At 61.8% G+C, this 18,924-nt stretch carries 14 protein-coding genes; 11 read left to right on the plus strand and 3 right to left on the minus strand.

Features of this window, described 5'->3' with window-relative positions:
- The first annotated feature begins 20 nt into the window (after positions 1-20).
- Positions 21-578, plus strand: a complete 558-nt coding sequence (locus IF189_RS11305) for an NADPH-dependent FMN reductase (protein ID WP_114882292.1) — start codon at positions 21-23, stop codon at positions 576-578.
- Between the two features lie 100 nt (positions 579-678).
- Entirely contained in the window at positions 679-1,962 is a 1,284-nt protein-coding gene (locus tag IF189_RS11310) for an arsenic transporter (protein WP_114882293.1), read from the plus strand.
- Here IF189_RS11310 and IF189_RS11315 read toward each other — a convergent pair.
- Positions 1,959-2,909, minus strand: a complete 951-nt coding sequence (locus IF189_RS11315) for a DUF1853 family protein (protein ID WP_192553300.1) — start codon at positions 2,907-2,909, stop codon at positions 1,959-1,961. The genes IF189_RS11310 and IF189_RS11315 overlap by 4 nt on opposite strands.
- 113 nt (positions 2,910-3,022) lie before the next feature.
- On the opposite strand from IF189_RS11315, the gene IF189_RS11320 reads away from it, so the two are divergent.
- The 8 genes from IF189_RS11320 (at position 3,023) to pepN (ending at position 11,561) form a co-directional block, all read left to right on the plus strand.
- On the plus strand, positions 3,023-3,913 hold the full coding sequence (locus tag IF189_RS11320; protein WP_011333623.1) for an NAD(+) kinase: 891 nt from the start codon (positions 3,023-3,025) through the stop codon (positions 3,911-3,913).
- Positions 3,910-4,884: a metallophosphoesterase gene (locus IF189_RS11325; protein ID WP_371856526.1), complete on the plus strand. Its 975-nt coding sequence runs from the start codon at positions 3,910-3,912 to the stop codon at positions 4,882-4,884. Before IF189_RS11320 ends, IF189_RS11325 begins: the two co-directional genes overlap by 4 nt.
- Positions 4,885-4,941: 57 nt before the next feature.
- The gene (locus IF189_RS11330) at positions 4,942-6,291 is read left to right on the plus strand and encodes an ATP-binding protein (RefSeq protein WP_134827252.1); all 1,350 of its coding nucleotides are present in this window, start codon (positions 4,942-4,944) and stop codon (positions 6,289-6,291) included.
- Positions 6,291-6,776, plus strand: a complete 486-nt coding sequence (locus IF189_RS11335) for a hypothetical protein (RefSeq protein ID WP_134827251.1) — start codon at positions 6,291-6,293, stop codon at positions 6,774-6,776. The genes IF189_RS11330 and IF189_RS11335 overlap by 1 nt, the downstream gene beginning before the upstream one ends.
- Entirely contained in the window at positions 6,776-7,699 is a 924-nt protein-coding gene (locus IF189_RS11340) for a tetratricopeptide repeat protein (RefSeq protein WP_134827250.1), read from the plus strand. The genes IF189_RS11335 and IF189_RS11340 overlap by 1 nt, the downstream gene beginning before the upstream one ends.
- A 106-nt stretch (positions 7,700-7,805) precedes the next feature.
- The gene (locus tag IF189_RS11345) at positions 7,806-8,066 is read left to right on the plus strand and encodes a YeaC family protein (RefSeq protein ID WP_114882298.1); all 261 of its coding nucleotides are present in this window, start codon (positions 7,806-7,808) and stop codon (positions 8,064-8,066) included.
- The gene (locus tag IF189_RS11350) at positions 8,063-8,893 is read left to right on the plus strand and encodes a DUF2797 domain-containing protein (RefSeq protein ID WP_192553301.1); all 831 of its coding nucleotides are present in this window, start codon (positions 8,063-8,065) and stop codon (positions 8,891-8,893) included. Before IF189_RS11345 ends, IF189_RS11350 begins: the two co-directional genes overlap by 4 nt.
- A 10-nt stretch (positions 8,894-8,903) precedes the next feature.
- Positions 8,904-11,561 carry an aminopeptidase N gene (pepN, locus tag IF189_RS11355; protein WP_192553302.1) on the plus strand — a complete coding sequence of 886 codons (2,658 nt, stop codon included), beginning with the start codon at positions 8,904-8,906 and terminating at the stop codon, positions 11,559-11,561.
- 63 nt (positions 11,562-11,624) lie between these two features.
- Here pepN and katG read toward each other — a convergent pair whose 3' ends face one another.
- Entirely contained in the window at positions 11,625-13,898 is a 2,274-nt protein-coding gene (katG, locus tag IF189_RS11360) for a catalase/peroxidase HPI (RefSeq protein ID WP_192553303.1), read from the minus strand.
- Positions 13,899-14,257: 359 nt separating this feature from the next.
- Here katG and IF189_RS11365 point away from each other — a divergent pair, with 359 nt between their 5' ends.
- The gene (locus IF189_RS11365; protein ID WP_134827247.1) at positions 14,258-16,288 is read left to right on the plus strand and encodes a TonB-dependent receptor; all 2,031 of its coding nucleotides are present in this window, start codon (positions 14,258-14,260) and stop codon (positions 16,286-16,288) included.
- 48 nt (positions 16,289-16,336) lie between these two features.
- On the opposite strand, the gene IF189_RS11370 is transcribed toward IF189_RS11365, so the two are convergent.
- The gene (locus IF189_RS11370; protein ID WP_134827246.1) at positions 16,337-18,547 is read right to left on the minus strand and encodes an LTA synthase family protein; all 2,211 of its coding nucleotides are present in this window, start codon (positions 18,545-18,547) and stop codon (positions 16,337-16,339) included.
- Positions 18,548-18,924: the final 377 nt, after the last annotated feature.

The raw sequence follows: 18,924 nt of genomic DNA on the forward strand, positions 1-18,924 counted from the left end.
GGACAGTCGAGAGTCTTCCCATGAGCAATGTCTATAACGTCGCGGTAGTGGTCGGCAGCCTGCGTAAAGCATCGATCAATCGCAAGGTCGCACTGGCGCTGGCGGAACTGGCACCGGCCAACCTCAAGCTGAACATTGTGGAAATTGGCGATCTGCCACTCTATAACGAAGACATCGACGGCGATTCACCGCCGGCAGCCTACAGCACTTTTCGGCAAAAAGTGGCGTCATCCGACGCGGTGCTGTTTGTCACCCCGGAGTACAACCGCTCGGTACCGGCACCCTTGAAGAATGCGATTGACGTCGGCTCGCGGCCTTATGGCAAGAGTGTCTGGGGTGGCAAACCGGGCGCAGTGATCAGCGTTTCACCGGGTGCCATCGGCGGTTTCGGCGCCAACCAGCATTTGCGCCAGTCCTTCGTTTTCCTCAACGTGCCGTGCATGCAGCAGCCGGAGGCCTATCTTGGCGGCGCCGGTACGGCGTTCGATGAGTCGGGCAAGCTGAACGAGTCGGTCAAGCCGTTCCTGCAGAGCTTTATCAATGCCTATGGCGAGTGGGTAGCGCAGCACAAGAAGTGATCCACTGATTTTTCTGACAACATAACGAACCTGTGGGAGCTGACTCCCACAGGTTTTTTTGTGGTCTGATTCTTTCCCCTTTTATTGAAGGCTGTCGCGAATGCTCGCTGCGTCACTGATTTTCCTGCTGACCATTACCCTGGTGATCTGGCAACCCAAAGGCCTCGGGGTCGGCTGGAGTGCAACGCTCGGCGCCATTGTCGCGCTGCTTTTTGGCGTGGTGCACCTGAGTGATATTCCGCTGGTGTGGCAGATTATCTGGAACGCCACCGGCACTTTTGTGGCGCTGATCATCATCAGTCTGTTGCTCGACGAGGCCGGTTTCTTTGCCTGGGCCGCATTGCATGTGGCGCGGTGGGGGCGTGGCAGCGGGCGCAAGCTGTTCGCCTTCATGGTGTTGCTCGGTGCGCTGGTGTCGGCGTTGTTCGCCAATGACGGCGCAGCGCTGATCCTCACGCCCATCGTGATTTCCATGCTGCTGGCCCTGCGTTTTTCGCCGGCGGCGACCCTGGCGTTCGTCATGGGCGCGGGGTTCATCGCCGATACCGCGAGCCTGCCGCTGGTGGTGTCGAACCTGGTCAACATCGTTTCGGCCGACTTCTTTCACATTGGTTTCAATCGTTATGCGGCGGTGATGGTGCCGGTCAACTTCGTCAGCGTCGCGGCCACGCTGGCGGTGTTGTTGTGGTTCTTTCGCCGCGACATTCCGAAAGACTACGACCCTGAACAGCTTGAACACCCGGAGACGGCGATCCACGACAAAGCCACGTTCTACGCCGGCTGGGCGGTGTTGGTGATCCTGCTGGTGGGCTGTTTCGCCCTGGAGCCGCTGGGCATTCCGATCAGTGCGATCTCGGCCGTTTGCGCGGCGTTGTTGCTGGGCATCGCCGCCCGTGGGCACAAAATCTCCACGCGCAAAGTGATGAAAGAGGCGCCGTGGCAGATCGTGATTTTCTCCCTGGGCATGTATCTGGTGGTCTACGGACTGCGCAATGCCGGGCTCACGGATCATCTGGCCGGCTGGCTGGATGCCTTTGCCGGGTATGGCGTTTGGGGCGCGGCCATGGGCACCGGCGTGTTGACGGCGTTGTTGTCGTCGATCATGAACAATCTGCCGACGGTGCTGATCGGGCTGCTGTCGATCGATGCCAGTCAGGCGACCGGTGTGGTGAAAGAGGCGATGATCTACGCCAACGTGATCGGCAGCGACCTGGGGCCGAAGATCACCCCGATCGGCAGTCTGGCGACTCTGCTCTGGCTGCATGTGCTGGAGCGCAAGGACATCCGGATCGGCTGGGGGTATTACTTCAAGGTCGGGATTGTGCTGACGGTGCCGGTGTTGCTGGTGACATTGGCGGCTCTGGCGCTGCGATTGAGCGTCTAACTCTGCCCGGGCACGTTCGGCCACAGATCCGAAACCAGAAACAGCCGCTCGGCTTCTTCCCATTCGCCCCGGGCATTTTCGGTCAGGCGCACCATCAACTGCGCCGGGGCCAGCGGTTCGAGTTCATCGAGCCAGGCCCGCAACTGCTCGTGGCTCCAGGCCTGATCTGCCGGGTAGTGCGCCGGGGCCAGCCATGCGTGGCGGGGCAGGGGTTGCCAGCGTCCGGCCGGGCGCTGGGCGATAAACGCCGGCCAGTCCTTTTGATGCAGCCAGCTGCCGCGCAAATGCTGTGGATGGGCACCGCTCGGTGATTCCGATTGCCCGGGCCATGGATACAGCAGATAACCGCCCAGCCACAACTGTGCACTGAACGACTCGATATCCAGCGCCGCCAGGGCCTCGCGGCTTTCCGGGCGGGCGGAAATCGGTAACTGGTGTTCGCTCAGATGGGCCAGTTTGCGGTCCAGTCGATCATGACAACCGGGGCCGAGCCACGACGCCGGATCATGGCCGTCACCGTTCTGCGGGCCGAGGTAAAGCTTGATCGCCAGTTCCAGGTGATGCACGCCGTCACGGTCGCGCAGCAGCATGTCGAGTTCGCCAAGGGTGTGGCCTTCGCGGCGGATCGGCAGGTTGGCGGCGATCAGTTCGATCCCCGGCGCATGCTCCACGGCAAACTGCCACAGCCGCTCGTAATACAGGCCCAGGCGCCGGGTGCGAGCCTGGGACAGCCATTGCAGCAGACCGTAACTGTCCCGGTCGAGCCGGTGCAGCCAGTGCGCCAGCCGCTCAGGGTCATGCACCCAGTCGCTGCCGGCCAGCGGATGACGTTGCGGCCACGGCGTGGCGGCGAGCATCGGCGGGGCGAGGATCACCCACGCCAGATCGCGCACTTCCGGGTGGCGCAACTGATGGGGCAACTGGAGCAAATCGGGAAATAGGATCATCTTGCGAGCATAGCCTTAAACGCAGGCGCACTCTCGGGCTGAAAGGGTTTTGTCTATCCGGCGCTTTCGCCCATAATCGTCGTTTTCGCCGTCGCAGCCCCAGCAGGAGTCCCATGGAGCAATTTCGTAATATCGGCATCATCGGTCGCCTGGGCAGTTCCCAGGTGCTGGATACCGTCCGCCGACTGAAACGCTTTCTGCTCGATCGTCACCTGCATGTGATCCTCGAAGACACCATCGCCGAAGTCCTGCCCGGCCATGGCCTGCAAACCTCGTCGCGCAAGATGCTCGGCGAAGTCTGCGACATGGTCATCGTCGTCGGCGGTGACGGCAGCCTGCTCGGTGCGGCCCGGGCGCTGGCCAAGCACAACATTCCGGTGCTCGGGATCAACCGTGGCAGCCTCGGCTTTCTCACCGACATCCGCCCGGACGAGCTGGAAATCAAGGTCGCCGAAGTGCTCGACGGCCACTATCTAGTGGAAAACCGCTTCCTGCTGCAGGCCGAAGTCCGCCGCCACGCCGAGGCCATCGGCCAGGGCGATGCGCTGAACGATGTGGTGCTGCACCCGGGCAAATCGACGCGGATGATCGAGTTCGAGCTGTACATCGACGGCCAGTTCGTCTGCAGCCAGAAGGCCGACGGCCTGATCGTCGCCACGCCGACCGGCTCCACCGCGTACGCACTGTCCGCCGGCGGCCCGATCATGCATCCCAAGCTCGACGCTATTGTGATTGTGCCGATGTACCCCCATACCTTGTCGGGCAGACCGATCGTGGTCGATGGCAACAGTGAGCTGAAAATCGTCGTGTCCAAAGATATGCAGATCTACCCGCAGGTCTCCTGCGACGGGCAGAACCACTTTACCTGCGCGCCGGGCGACACCATCACCGTCAGCAAGAAAGCGCAGAAACTGCGGTTGATCCATCCGCTCGACCACAACTACTACGAGGTCTGCCGCACCAAACTCGGCTGGGGCAGCAAGCTGGGTGGTGGAGGCGACTGATGCTCGATCCCGCGCGCAGTTATGACCTGATCGGTGACGTGCACGGATGCGCCCTGACCCTGGAACACCTGCTGGACCGTCTCGGTTATCACAAGCAGGGCGGGGTCTGGCGGCATCCTTCGCGCATGGCCGTGTTCGTCGGCGACATCATCGACCGTGGCCCGCGGATCCGCGAGGCGCTGCACATCGTCCACGACATGGTCGAGGCCGGCCAGGCCTTGTGCATCATGGGCAACCACGAATTCAACGCACTGGGCTGGAGCACGCCGGCGCCACCTGGCAGCGGCAAGCAGTTCGTGCGCGAGCACACGCCGCGTCATGCCCGTTTGCTGCATGAAACCCTGACCCAGTTCGAAGACCATCCCGGTGACTGGCACGACTTCCAGCGCTGGTTCTATGAACTGCCGCTGTTTGTCGACGCCGGACGCTTCCGGGTCGTGCATGCCTGCTGGGATGCCGGACTGATCGAACCGTTGCGCGCGCTGTTCCCCGATGGCTGCATCGATGAGCACTTCCTTCAGGCGTCTGCCGTACCGGGCAGCTTCGCCTGCACCGTCTTCGATCGCCTGCTGCGCGGCACCGACATGCGCCTGCCGGATGGCCTGACCATGACCAGCGGCGACGGTCTGGTGCGTTCGTTCTTCCGCACCAAGTTCTGGGAAGACGACCCGCAGACCTACGGCGACATCGTGTTCCAGCCCGATGCACTGCCGGAGCCGGTGGCGCAGAAGCCGCTGACCTCCAGCGAAAAGAATTCCCTGCTGCGCTACGGCGTCGATGAGCCGTTGCTGTTCGTTGGCCACTACTGGCGCAGCGGCAAACCGGCGCCGATCCGCCCGAACCTCGCGTGCCTGGATTACAGCGCCGTGCTCTACGGCAAACTGGTGGCTTATCGTCTGGATCAGGAAACCCGCCTGGATCCGCATAAATTTGTCTGGGTCGATGTCGAGCGGCCGGAGGTGCTGCGATGACCTCGGCCCGCACACTTTGCTTTTTCAACCCGCAACTGGCTGTCACAAGGATTCACCATGGATGACACGACGCTGGATCAACTGGAGGCCGCGTTAAGCGCCTCACCGGGAAACGTCGCGCTGATCACGTTGTTGCTCAAGGCGTGCCTGGAGCGCGGTGAAGTCGAGCGCGGGCTCAAGCTGATTCCCGAAGAACTCGAACAACGGGCCGACTTCGAGTCGCTCAAGCCGGTGGCCGCGCAACTGTATCTGGCGGCCGGGCAGGCGCAGAAAGCCCTGTCCCTGGTCACGGGCGATGATCCTGCAGCGCAATTGTTGCGGGCGCGGGCCCTGGCGGATCTGGATCGTCCCAAGGAAGCCCAGGTCGAATACCGGGCGGCCATCAACGCCAATCCGTCGCTGGAAGACATGGCGTTGTGGCGCCGCTTGAACGTCTCCGTCACCGATTTCAGGGCCGGGGAAGGGCGCCCGAAACTTCGGGTGATTTCCAACGACGACACTGACCAGACAGAAGTCCGGCGCCTGCTGGTTCCCGAGGACAAGACCGTCACGTTCAACGATATCGGCGGTCTTGATGATCTGAAAAAGACCATCCACAAGAAAATCATCCTGCCGTACCAGAAACCCGGGCTGTTCGAGCGTTTTCGCAAGCGTGTCGGCGGTGGTGTGCTGTTGTACGGGCCACCAGGCTGCGGCAAGACCTTGCTGGCCCGGGCCACGGCCGGAGAGTGCAAGGCCAAGTTTTTCAACGTGGCGATTTCCGATGTGCTGGACATGTACATCGGCGAGTCCGAGCGCAAGCTCCACGCCCTGTTCGAGCAGGCGCGGGCCCAGGCGCCGGCGGTAATGTTCTTCGATGAAGTCGAGGCGCTGGGTGGCAAACGTTCCAATACCCGCGAATCGACCTCGTCGAAACTGGTCAGCACGTTCCTCTCGGAAATGGACGGCTTCGCCAAAAACAACCATGGCGTGCTGATCCTGGCCGCGACCAACGTGCCGTGGTCGGTGGATTCGGCGTTCCGCCGGCCCGGCCGGTTTGACCGGGTGCTGTTTGTGCCGCCACCGGATCGCGCGGCCCGGGAAAACATGCTGCAACTGATGGTCAAGGGCCGTCCGCTTGCAGCGGATATTGACTTCGCATTCCTGGCCAAACACACCTCGGGGTTCTCCGGGGCCGATCTCGGCGAACTGGTGGATACCGCCGCCGATGAAGCCATCGAAGAGTCGATCAGTGAAGGCGCTGAACAGCCGATCTGTGACCGCCATTTCAAGCAGGCCTTGAAAGATGTGCGCGCGACAACGCTGGAATGGCTGACCACGGCGCGCAATTACGCGCGCTACGCCAACGAAGGCAATCAGTACGACGAAGTGCTGGCCTTTCTCGACAAGCACGGCAAGGGGCGCTGATGGGAACCAAGAGTGTGTACCGGATCGAGGACGAACCCCGTCCGGGTGGCCTCGCCAGGTTTGCCGTGGCGCCGTTCTGGCCGCTGCTGGCCCTGATGATGGGCGGCCTGTGGCTGGGACTGCCGTGGTTTGTGCTGAATTCGATTGCGGTGGGCAGCCCGACGCGAATCCGTGAATGGACCTGGGTCGGCGTCGGCACGGCCGGCAGCGTGATCATCGGCCTGCTGTTGATCAGCCTGCTGAACAATGGCTACCTGACGACCCAGGCCGAGATTCAATACGCGCTACTGGTCCTGGTGGTGTGGAAACTCACCATCGGTTACGTGCTGTACACCCTGCAGAACTCCACGATTGAGCTGTATCAGTACTACGGTGGCGAGCTCAACCGCTTTGCACCCCTGGTCGCCCTCGGTGGCGCCTTTGTGCTCAAGGGCGTGGTGGTCAAACTGGTGCCTGCAACCCTTTGGTATCTGGTGGTGAGCTGATGAATACGTCCCAACTGTTGGAACTGGCTTACCAGCGTCTGCATGCCCATCACTATGACGGCGCCGTCGACAGCCTGCGCCAATTGCTCGCCGACGACCCCGAATGTGCGGAAGCGCACGCGTTGCTGGCGCTGTGCCTGATCAGCCTGCGGCGACTGCATGCGGCGCGGCATGAAGCCTCGATGGCGCTGGCACTGGATGCGTTGCTGCCGCTGGCGCATTACGCTGCCGCAATGGCCGACATGGGTGCCCGGCGGTTCAAGAGCGCCGAACAGCACCTGTTGCAACTGCTCGAACTGGAGCCGGACGAGCCGAGTTATTACCGCAGCCTCGCTGATCTGTTCCAGATCACCGGGCGCTTGAGCCAGAGCCAGGCGCTGCTGGAAAAGGCTCTCGAACTCGACCCGGATGGTGCAGCCAACCTGGTGGCCATGGCCGAATACCACAAGGCCTGCGGTCACTGGGAACAGGCCGAAGGTTTTGCCCGACAGGCGTTGCAGGCCGATCCCGGGCATACAGCAGCCGTGGTGGTGCTGGGCCATTTGCTGTTGCGCCAGGGCAATATCAACGGTGCGCGCGAACACGCGATCTGGGCCTTGCAGGAAAACGCCAACAACGTCGCGGCGCTGGGCCTGTTGACTGCCGTAAAAGCGCGCAGCAACCCGTTCATGGGGCTGTGGTGGCGCTTCAACAGCTGGATGACCGAGCGCAGCAACACCCGAGCCATTGTTCTGTTACTGGCCATGTTCGTGGTCTACCGGGTCACGGTCATCACCGTCACGGCACAGGGTTATCCCGCTGCCGCCGAGGTCATCGACTGGGTCTGGCTGGGCTTTGCCCTCTATACCTTCACTGCGCCGCAGATCTTCCGGCGGGCGCTGGAGAAGGAACTGACTCAGGTAAAACTTTCAAGGGAGTTCTAGGACGACGGGCGTGACGCCCGTCGATCCGCTCGCCCATCTGATGCCCGGCAGTGTGCCGGGGCATCGGCACCGTTAAACTAGCGACATTTTTTGGAGAGTGTTCAACATGTCGTCTTTTTCCGAACTGATCAAAAACATTACCCCCGACATTTACCAGAGCCTGAAACTGGCCGTGGAAATCGGCAAATGGTCCGACGGTGGCAAGCTCACCGCCGAACAGCGCGAGCTGTCGCTGCAGGCGATGATCGCCTGGGAAATCCAGAACCTGCCCGAAGAAGAGCGCACCGGTTACATGGGCCCGCAGGAGTGTGCGTCGAAGTCGATCGAAGTGCCGAACATCCTGTTCAAGTCGGACGCCATCCATTGATCGAGATTGGCCGCGGTGCAATCAGCAAAATGTCGGCGCGCCTGGACGGGCCGAACGTGCAATACGCGTTTCGTCTGGATGACGTCGAGGTGCCTGTCAACCCGTTGATCGGCACGACGGTGCGTCTGGAATACCTGGGGGCGATTCATTGCACCCATTGCGGACGCAAGACCAAGACCAGTTTCAGTCAGGGTTACTGCTACCCGTGCATGACCAAACTGGCCCAGTGCGACGTGTGCATCATGAGTCCGGAGCGCTGCCACTTCGACGCCGGCACCTGCCGGGAACCGGAGTGGGGCGAGAAGTTCTGCATGACCGACCACGTCGTGTACCTGGCCAATTCGTCGGGGATCAAGGTCGGCATCACCCGTGCGACTCAACTGCCGACCCGCTGGCTCGACCAGGGCGCCAGTCAGGCGTTGCCGATCATGCGCGTTTCCACGCGGCAGCAGTCCGGTTTCGTCGAAGACCTGTTCCGCAGTCAGGTGGCGGACAAGACCAACTGGCGCGCACTGCTCAAGGGCGATGCGGCGGCGGTGGATCTGGCCCAGGTGCGCGATCAGTTGTTCGACAGCTGCGCCGAAGGTTTGCAGGGCTTGCAGGAACGCTTCGGTCTGCAGGCGATTCAGCCGGTCACCGACGTCGAGCCGCTGGAAATCCGTTACCCGGTCGAGCAGTACCCGGCCAAGATCGTCAGCTTCAACCTGGACAAAAACCCGATTGCCGAAGGCACGCTGCTGGGGATCAAGGGCCAGTACCTGATCTTCGACACCGGCGTGATCAACATTCGCAAGTACACGGCCTATCAGCTCGCCGTGCATCAATAAGGACTTCAGCATGCGCACCGAACAACCGAAGATGATTTACCTGAAGGACTATCAGGCGCCCGAGTACCTGATCGATGAAACACACCTGACCTTCGAGTTGTTCGAGGACCACAGTCTGGTCCACGCGCAACTGGTGATGCGCCGCAACCCGGCCCGTGGCCCCGGCCTGCCGCCGCTGGTGCTCGATGGCCAGCAGCTGGAACTGCTCTCGGTGACCCTGGCCGACCAGGAACTGAGCGCCGCCGACTACCAGTTGACCGAGAATCACCTGACCCTGCAGCCGAAGAGCGAAACCTTCACGGTCGACACCAGCGTCAGGATCCACCCGGAAACCAACACCGCACTGGAAGGCCTGTACAAGTCCGGCACGATGTTCTGCACCCAGTGCGAGGCCGAAGGTTTCCGCAAGATCACCTATTACCTCGACCGCCCGGACGTGATGAGCAAGTTCACCACCACCGTGGTCGCCGAGCAGCACAGATATCCGGTGCTGTTGTCCAACGGCAACCCGATCGCCAGCGGTCCCGGCGAAGACGGCCGGCACTGGGCGACCTGGGAAGACCCGTTCATGAAACCGGCGTACCTGTTTGCGCTGGTGGCCGGTGACTTGTGGTGCGTTGAAGACTCTTTCACCACCATGACCAACCGCAACGTGGCGCTGCGCATTTATGTCGAGCCGGAAAACATCGACAAGTGCCAGCACGCCATGAACAGCCTGAAGAAGTCGATGCGCTGGGACGAAGAGGTCTACGGTCGCGAGTACGATCTGGACATCTTCATGATCGTCGCCGTGAACGACTTCAACATGGGTGCGATGGAGAACAAGGGCCTCAACATCTTCAACTCCAGCGCCGTGCTGGCCCGCGCCGAAACCGCCACCGACGCCGCGCACCAGCGGGTCGAGGCGATTGTCGCCCACGAATACTTCCACAACTGGTCGGGCAACCGCGTGACCTGCCGCGACTGGTTCCAGCTGTCGCTCAAGGAAGGCTTTACCGTGTTCCGCGACGCCGGGTTCTCTTCCGACATGAACTCGGCCACGGTCAAGCGCATTCAGGACGTGGCGTACCTGCGTACCCACCAGTTCGCCGAAGATGCCGGCCCGATGGCCCACGCCGTGCGCCCGGACAGCTTCATCGAGATTTCCAACTTCTACACTCTGACCGTGTACGAAAAGGGCTCGGAAGTGGTCGGCATGATCCACACCCTGCTGGGCGCCGAAGGCTTCCGCAAGGGCAGCGACCTGTACTTCGAACGCCACGACGGCCAGGCCGTGACCTGCGATGACTTCATCAAGGCCATGGAAGATGCCAACGGCGTCGATCTGACCCAGTTCAAACGCTGGTACAGCCAGGCAGGCACACCGCGTCTGGCGGTGAGTGAGTCTTACGATTCCGCCGCAAAAACCTACAGCCTGACCTTCCGCCAGAGCTGCCCGGAAACCCCGGACAAGGTTGAAAAGCTGCCGTTCGTGATCCCGGTGGAGCTGGGCCTGCTCGACAGCCAAGGCAACGAGATCGCCCTGCGTCTGGCCGGCGAAGCCGCTGCGCAAGGCACTACCCGAGTGATCTCGGTGACCGAAGCCGAACAGACCTTCACCTTCGTCGACATCGCCGAACAACCGCTGCCGTCCCTTCTGCGTGGCTTCTCGGCGCCGGTGAAACTGAGCTTCCCGTACAACCGCGATCAGTTGATGTTCCTGATGCAGCACGACAGCGACGGTTTCAACCGCTGGGATGCCGGCCAGCAACTGTCGGTGCAGGTGCTGCAAGAGTTGATCGGCCAACAGCAGAAGGGCGAAAGCCTGGTGCTCGATCCACGTCTGATTTCCGCTCTGCGCACTGTGCTGGCTGACCAGACGCTGGATCAGGCGATGGTCGCGGAAATGCTCTCGCTGCCGAGCGAAGCCTACCTGACCGAAATCAGCGAAACCGCCGACGTGGACGCGATCCACTCCGCTCGCGAATTCGCCCGTCAGCAACTGGCGGACAACCTGTTCGAGGCCCTGTGGCAGCGTTATCAGGCCAACCGCGAGCTGTCGAAAAAGACCCCGTACGTGGCCGAAGCCGAGCATTTCGCCCGTCGCGCGTTGCAGAACATCGCGCTGTCGTACCTGATGCTCAGCGGCAAGCCTGAAGTGCTGGCGGCAACGCTGGAGCAGTTCGACGCCTGCGACAACATGACCGAGCGCCTCACCGCGCTGGCGGTGCTGGTCAACTCGCCGTTCGAAGACGAGAAGGCCAAGGCCCTGGCCAGTTTCGCCGAGCACTTCAAGGACAATCCGCTGGTCATGGATCAGTGGTTCAGCGTGCAGGCCGGCAGCACTTTGCCGGGCGGTCTGGCACGGGTCAAAGCCCTGATGCAGCATCCGGCGTTCAACATCAAGAACCCGAACAAGGTGCGTGCGCTGGTCGGCGCATTTGCCGGGCAGAACCTGATCAACTTCCACGCGGCGGACGGTTCGGGCTATCGCTTCCTCGCGGACCTGGTGATCGAACTGAACGGCTTCAACCCGCAGATCGCTTCGCGCCAACTGGCACCGCTGACTCGCTGGCGCAAGTATGACGGTGCTCGTCAGGCGCTGATGAAGGCGGAGCTGGAGCGGATCCTCGCGTCCGGTCAGTTGTCCAGTGATGTGTATGAAGTGGTCAGCAAAAGCCTTGCCTGAAGCTGTTTCAGGGCAATAAAAAACGCCGCTCGATGAGCGGCGTTTTTGTGGGTGGATGAAAAACTATTGGCGCAAATCAAACCGGTCCAGATCCATCACCTTCGCCCACGCAGCAACGAAGTCGTTGACGAACTGCTCCTTGGCATCAGAACTGGCATACACCTCCGCCAGCGCCCGCAGTATCGCGTTGGAACCGAACACCAGATCGACCCGCGTTCCTGTCCATTTCACATTGCCGGTCTTGCGGTCGTGACCTTCGAACTCGTCCGCCGCCTTGGACGTCGGTTTCCATTCCACGCCCATGTCCAGCAGGTTGCGGAAGAAGTCGTTGGTCAGGGTGCCGGGCTTGTCGGTGAACACCCCGTGCTTCGTTTTACCGACGTTGGTGTCCAGTACACGCAGACCACCGACCAGCACGGTGAGCTCGGGTGCCGAAAGCGTCAGCAGTTGCGCCTTGTCGATCAGCAACGCTTCGGCCGGCACGCGATAGGTGCTGGCAGCGTAGTTGCGGAAGCCATCGGTGTGCGGTTCAAGGAAACCGAACGATTCGACGTCGGTCTGCTCCTGAGTCGCATCGGTACGGCCAGGCGAGAAGGGCACCGTGACCGAATGTCCGGCATTTTTCGCAGCCTGTTCGACCCCGGCATTACCGGCCAGCACGATCAGATCCGCCAGCGAGACTTTCTTGCCCGACGCCCCGGCGTTGAACTCGCTCTGAATGCTTTCGAGGGCTTTGAGCACCTTGTCCAGTTGTTCCGGCTGGTTGGCCTGCCAGAACCGTTGCGGTGCCAGGCGCAGGCGTCCGCCGTTGGCGCCGCCGCGTTTGTCTGAGCCACGGAAAGTCGAAGCGGCCGCCCAGGCGGTGGAGACCAGCTCCGAAACGGACAGCCCCGACGCCAGCACTTTGCCTTTCAACGCCCTGATATCGCTGTCGTCGATCAGCGGATGGCTGGCCTCGGGAATCGGGTCTTGCCACAGCAGTTCTTCCTGGGGCATTTCCGGACCGAGATAGCGCGATAGCGGGCCCATGTCCCGATGGATCAGTTTGTACCAGGCCCGGGCGAAGGCATCGGCCAGTTGATCGGGATTGGCCAGGAAGCGCCGCGAGATCTTCTCGTAGGCCGGGTCGAAACGCAGGGCCAGGTCAGAGGTGAGCATCGTCGGGTCGATGCGTTTGTTCGGGTCGTGAGCATGGGGAATGGTGCCGGCTCCGGCGCCGTTTTTCGGTTTCCACTGGTGGGCGCCGGCCGGGCTCTTGGTCAGTTCCCACTCGAAGCCGAACAGGTTTTCCAGGTAATTGTTGCTCCATTTGGTCGGGGTGGTGGTCCAGGTCACTTCCAGACCGCTGGTGATGGTGTCCGCACCTTTGCCACTACCGAAGCTGTTTTTCCAGCCCAGGCCCTGAAGCTCGAGGCCGGCAGCTTCCGGTTCCGGGCCGACGTTATCGGCCGGGCCGGCACCGTGGGTCTTGCCGAAGGCGTGGCCGCCAGCGATCAGGGCGACGGTTTCTTCGTCGTTCATGGCCATGCGGCCGAAGGTTTCACGAATGTCCCGGGCCGAGGCCACCGGGTCGGGATTGCCCTCGGGGCCTTCCGGGTTCACGTAGATCAGGCCCATCTGCACGGCGGCGAGCGGGTTTTCCAGATTGCGTTCACCCTGATTGGTGCGGCTCTGTTCATGGCCGTGCTCGGCAGGTTCGGCGACCAGGGTGCCGTCGCCCGGTTCCTGCATGGCTTCGGGGTGTTTACCGTAACGGGTGTCGCCACCCAGCCAGGTGTTTTCCGAACCCCAGTAGACGTCTTCGTCCGGCTCCCACACGTCGGGCCGTCCGCCGGAGAATCCGAAAGTCTTGAAGCCCATGGATTCCAGCGCGACGTTGCCGGTGAGGACGATCAGGTCGGCCCAGGAAATGTTGCGGCCATATTTCTGTTTGATCGGCCACAGCAGGCGCCGGGCCTTGTCGAGGCTGACGTTGTCCGGCCAGCTGTTGAGCGGGGCGAAGCGTTGCTGGCCGGAACCGGCGCCGCCACGGCCGTCAGCGGTGCGATAGGTGCCGGCGCTGTGCCAGGCCATGCGGATGAAGAGCGGGCCGTAGTGGCCGAAGTCGGCGGGCCACCAGTCCTGGGAGTCGGTCATCAGCGCCGTCAGATCGCGTTTCAGGGCCTGGAAATCCAGGCTCTTGAAGGCCTTGGCGTAGTCGAAGTCCTTGCCCAGCGGATCGGAGGCGGGCGAGTGCTGGCTCAGGATTTTCAGGTTCAGTTGATTCGGCCACCAATCGCGGTTCGTCGTGCCACCGCCGGCGGCGTGATTGAACGGGCATTTCGATTCATTTGCCATGTTCGGGTCCTTATCAGGTCTTCTGCGGCCGGCTCGTGCCGACTTCGGATTAGTAAGGCTAGACCCGACTGGGCAGGTCAGCTAATAGGCCGACTATTGGTGGCTGATAGGCAAAGTCTTTTACCGCTGTCTGTTCAGGATTTTTTCGAAGAAACGCAGGACGTGCTTGCGCAAGCGGCGATGCCGCGTGCTGAAAGACCCGTCCTTGAGCGGTTGTTGTAAACATCGGGCAAGAATCATGATGGCCATTGGAAATGTTATTGTATAACATAAAAATGATTTCATCTGATCGATATCACTGACATGTCCGTGTGGCAGTGGCATCGATCCCTTCCTTTCTGCCTTACGGAATACTAGAAATGTCAGCCCGTTTTCCCTCCTTCCCGCCAAGTCTGCTGGCCTCTGCGCTGCTGATCGCATCCCCCGCGTTCGCTGCCGAACCTCTCGAGCTGCAACCTCAAGTCATCACTGCCAATCCACTGGGCAGCCAGACCCTGGCTTCGCCCTCGACCGTATTGAGCGGCGATGACTTGACGCTGCAGCAAAAGGGCAGCCTCGGCGAAACCCTGAACAAGCAGCCGGGCGTGTCGTCGTCCTACTTCGGGCCGGGTGCCAGTCGCCCGATCATTCGCGGACAGGACGGCGATCGCATCCGCATCCTGCGCAACGGCGTCGGTGCGCTCGATGCCTCGTCGCTGTCCTACGACCACGCGGTGCCGCTGGACCCGATCAACGTTGACCGCATCGAAATCGTCCGTGGCCCGGCCGCGTTGCTGTATGGCGGCAGTGCTATCGGCGGAGTCGTGAATACCTTCGACAACCGCATCCCGACCGAAGCCATCGACGGCATCCACGGCGCCGGCGAGTTGCGCTATGGCGGCGCCGACACCACCCGCAGCAGCGCGGGCAAGCTCGAAGCCGGCAACGGTCAGTTCGCCTTGCACCTGGACGCCAGCGCTCGCGAGTTCAACGACCTGAAAATCCCCGGCTATGCCAAAAGCAGCCGCGAACGGGCGGGGGATGATGGCGATTCCAGCAAGCATCGACTGGCCAACAGCGACGGTCGTCAGGACGGCGGCGCGGTGGGCGGGTCGTACACCTGGGATGACGGTTACGCGGGGCTGTCGTACAGCAACTACGACTCCAACTACGGCTCACCAGCCGAAGACGACGTGCGGATTCGCATGCAGCAGGAGCACTACGCGTTCGCCTCGGAAATCCGCAACCTCCAAGGGCCGTTCAGCTCGGTCAAGTTCGACGCCGGTTACACCGATTACCAGCACCGTGAAATCGAGGATGGCGAGGTCGGCACCACGTTCAAGAACAAAGGCTATGAAGCGCGGATCGAGGCTCGACACCAGCCGTTGGGGCCGTTCAACGGGGTGATCGGCGCGCAGGTCAGTCGCAATGAATTTTCGGCGCTGGGCGAAGAAGCCTTCGTGCCGCACACCGATACCAATGCTGGAGCACTGTTCATTCTGGAAGAGCTGCAAGCCACGGATCGCCTGCTGTTCACCCTCGGCGGTCGCCTGGAACACACCACGGTCGACCCGGATGCCAAAGGCAACGAGCGCTTCGCCAATGCCGACCGCTCCAGCAGTTTCACCGCCGGCAGTCTGTCGTCCGGTGCGGTGTATACGCTGACGCCGGTCTGGTCGGTCGCCGCCACGCTGGGCTACACCGAGCGGGCACCGACGTTCTACGAGCTGTACGCCAACGGCGCCCACGTCGCCACCGGCACTTTCGAAGTCGGGGATGCGGGTCTGTCGAAAGAGAAAGCCGTCTCCAGCGATCTGGCATTGCGTTTCGACAATGGCACGCACAAGGGCAGCGTCGGCGTGTTCTACAGCCACTTCTCCAATTACATCGGTCTGCTCGGCACTGGTCGCACGCTTAATGATGAAGGTGAAGAGGACGCAGGCGGCATTCCCGAATACGCCTATTCCGGTGTTCGCGCACGCTTCAGCGGCATCGAAGCCCAGGATCGCTGGCAGCTCGGCGAGAGCGCCTACGGCAAGTTCGCGCTGGAATTGTCGGGCGATTACACCCGTGCCAAGAACCTCGACAACGGCCAGGATCTGCCGCGCATCGCGCCGCTGCGCTTGAATACCGGTTTGTTGTGGGAGCTGGATCGCTGGCAGGCGCGGATCGATGTGGAGCACGCCAGTTCCCAGCATCGGGTGCCGGACAATGAAAGCAGCACCGATGGCTACACCACGCTGGGTGCGAATGTGGGGTATCACTTCGACGTCGGCCAGAGCAAATGGCTGGCCTTCGTCAATGCCGAGAACCTGACCAACCAGACCGTGCGCTACGCCAGCTCGATCCTGCGCGACATTGCGCCGGCAGAAGGGCGAAGCATTCAGGTCGGCCTGCGCACTACCTTCTGATCGTCCCCGCGCCAGCGTCCCGCGAACCGCGTGACGCTGGCGTCGGCATCAGCTCGATTGAGCGGTGTCGTCTTCCGGGAGTTCTTCCCGCAGATCCTGTTGCCCCGGCAGTTCAGTGATCACGCTGAAATCCGTGACCTCAACCGCACCCAGTCCATATCCCAGCAAGTGGAACGAGAAGGCCTTGCGCGGTTGCGGGTTGTCGAAGCTGAAATCCATTTCCAGCGGCTGCTCCGCCGTGGCGACCATTTCCGATGGCAGGCCCAGTTGCACGTCCTGTTCGAACTCCTTGGCCTTGAGCTGGATGTACGCCGCCTGTTGTGGGTCCATCGAGCGCACGGTCAGGCGCACGCGAGTGTGTGAGCCCTTGGGCATTTCCAGGTATTGCGCGCCGATCAGGTTGTCGGCCCAGTCATCCTTGATCTGCGCTTGCAGCGGGATGACGTTGTCGCTGCCGAACTGATAGCGCTGGTTCAGCGGAGTGCGCAGCAGCGACAGGTCCAGTGCGTCGGCGCGGGCCGCAATCTGCCGGGCATTCTGGCCGCTGGCATTGCCCTTGAACGTGGCGCTTTCGGCGATGAAGCCTTCACTGGCGTAGGCGCGGCAGCGTCGCGGCATGTCGCATTCGGTGAGGATGCCGTGGCCGTCGTGGTAGCGCAGTTTGCCGTTGGTGAACGACATGATTTCGCGCCCGGTGTCGTAGTCACGAAACAGCGAGCGGCCGCTGAGTGCGGCGGGCACCGGCAGGTCAAAGTAGTCGAGGATCGATGCGCTCAAATCGACATGTCCGTAGACCCCGGCGTTCAGGTGCGGCAACTGGGCCTGCTCCGGTGCGAGGGTCAGGTTGAAACCCCAGGACGAGGCGAGCCGCACGCCATCGATGCCATGGGATTCGTCCGAGGTGATCACCACCAGCGTGTCTTTCAGCACGCCCTGACGCTCGAGGCCGCTGAGGAACTGGTCCAAAGCGTCGTCCAGATAACCGACGGCGGCCTGTTTCGGTGTGTCGTAGCGTTGCAGGTAGTCTTCCGGCGCGGAGTAGGGCTGATGGGTGCCGACGGTCAGCAGGGTCAGCATCCACGGTTTTTTCTGTTTTTTCAGTTGGCCGACGTAACCCAGTGCGCCTTCGAAGAAGGCCTTGTCGTCCTTGCCCCACGGGAATTCCAGGTAGTTGGCGTTGGTGAACCACTCCAGGCCATGGGTCGCATCGAAGCCGATGTGCGGCATGATCTTGTCTTTGGCCATGAAGCGCAGGCCGGCGCCTTGCAGGTAATGCGTGGTGAAACCGTGCTGGCGCAATTGGGCCGGCAGGCAGGCCTGGTTGCGTTCGTTCTGGGTCAGCATTTCCACGCCTTTGGGCGTGCCGTTGTTCAACTTGTCGTAATCGCCGCAAAGCATGGCGTACAGGCCGCGAATGGTCTGGTGCGTGTGCAATACGTAATCCGGCGTGTTCATGCCGCGCTCGGCCCAACGGCTGAGCTTGGGCATCAGGTCTTCCTGATAATGACTGCCGATGGCCTCGCGATTGGCGCGGATGTAGGCGCCGGGAATGCCTTCTACGGCAACGATCAGTACGTTGCGTGCCTGGCCTTTTGCTGCCAGTAACGAGTGGCCGTTCAAGTCGAGGTCAGTGAGCCCGGCCATCGAGGGGGGAGGTATTTCGCTGCCGCCTTCCAGCCATTCTTCGGCCTGCATCTGCGCGTCGGCGACCTGGGCGGCGAGCAATTGGTGAGGCAGGTTGTACAGGCGCCATGGGTCGGCGTCGCTCGGCGAAAGATTCTGTGCGCCCCAATGGGCGGCAAACAGCAACACCGGTGCCGACCACACGGCGCGGGGCAGGGCCGGCGCCAGCGTTCCTCGGTTTGCCCACTGCGTCGCCAGCCACAGCAACAGGCCCAGCAGCAATGCACCGGCCACTCCCGGATGGGCGAAACCGCCGCCGGTGGAGTTCTCGACGAATTGCGGGTCGATCAGGTAATGCAGATCCTGGGGATTGGGCAGGCGCCCGACCGCGCTGACCAGTTCCGCCGTCGCCACCGCCAGCAAACCCCAGAACACCAGCACCGGCAGGGCCAGCCACCACGGCCGACGATGCAACAGAACCACCAGCAGGCTGCCGATGGCCAGGTCCGACAAGTAGCCGAACAGGCTCGACCAGCCGAGTGCCGCACGCAGGCACACCGGCACGATCAGTACCAGAAAAACCAGAGAAAGAAGACGGGCGTCGGGGTGCCGAAGCCGTTGAAAAAGAGCGCTCACAAAAAAGACCTTCCAGCCATCAAACCGTCATAAAAGTGTGCGCGATGATACCAAGGGTGGGCTGTCTGATCGCCTTTTTAAACGCATGGCTGATCCGTTGTCGAACGCGTGTGCGATTTGGTCGAATTGCCTGAAGCCTTGACCTGCGTTCGTATCAGCGGGGAGGGAGGTGGTTTTCGGCCCCGGCGAAACAGGGGATTAATTGTTTCAGGCTGTTTATTGCGCCTTTGACACGTGTTACCTGACGCTATGAAGTCTGGTGGAAACGGCTAAGCGCTGGTCATCGAACGCCATGATGAAGGCCGCTCTTTATGGACAGGGTGATGGCCACTCAGTAGCATTCGCGCCTTCGGGATCTGCTTTATTCACGTGGTCCG

It is taken from the genome of Pseudomonas sp. IzPS59, from assembly GCF_014863505.1.
Lineage (GTDB): Bacteria > Pseudomonadota > Gammaproteobacteria > Pseudomonadales > Pseudomonadaceae > Aquipseudomonas > Aquipseudomonas kribbensis.

Bases quoted from the DNA above. Each gene is read 5' to 3' on its own strand.
- IF189_RS11305 (WP_114882292.1), top strand. From the start codon at position 21: ATGAGCAATGTCTATAACGTCGCGGTAGTGGTCGGCAGCCTGCGTAAA.
- IF189_RS11310 (WP_114882293.1), top strand. From the start codon at position 679: ATGCTCGCTGCGTCACTGATTTTCCTGCTGACCATTACCCTGGTGATC.
- IF189_RS11315 (WP_192553300.1), bottom strand. From the start codon at position 2,909: ATGATCCTATTTCCCGATTTGCTCCAGTTGCCCCATCAGTTGCGCCAC.
- IF189_RS11320 (WP_011333623.1), top strand. From the start codon at position 3,023: ATGGAGCAATTTCGTAATATCGGCATCATCGGTCGCCTGGGCAGTTCC.
- IF189_RS11330 (WP_134827252.1), top strand. From the start codon at position 4,942: ATGGATGACACGACGCTGGATCAACTGGAGGCCGCGTTAAGCGCCTCA.
- IF189_RS11335 (WP_134827251.1), top strand. From the start codon at position 6,291: ATGGGAACCAAGAGTGTGTACCGGATCGAGGACGAACCCCGTCCGGGT.
- IF189_RS11340 (WP_134827250.1), top strand. From the start codon at position 6,776: ATGAATACGTCCCAACTGTTGGAACTGGCTTACCAGCGTCTGCATGCC.
- IF189_RS11345 (WP_114882298.1), top strand. From the start codon at position 7,806: ATGTCGTCTTTTTCCGAACTGATCAAAAACATTACCCCCGACATTTAC.
- pepN (WP_192553302.1), top strand. From the start codon at position 8,904: ATGCGCACCGAACAACCGAAGATGATTTACCTGAAGGACTATCAGGCG.
- katG (WP_192553303.1), bottom strand. From the start codon at position 13,898: ATGGCAAATGAATCGAAATGCCCGTTCAATCACGCCGCCGGCGGTGGC.
- IF189_RS11365 (WP_134827247.1), top strand. From the start codon at position 14,258: ATGTCAGCCCGTTTTCCCTCCTTCCCGCCAAGTCTGCTGGCCTCTGCG.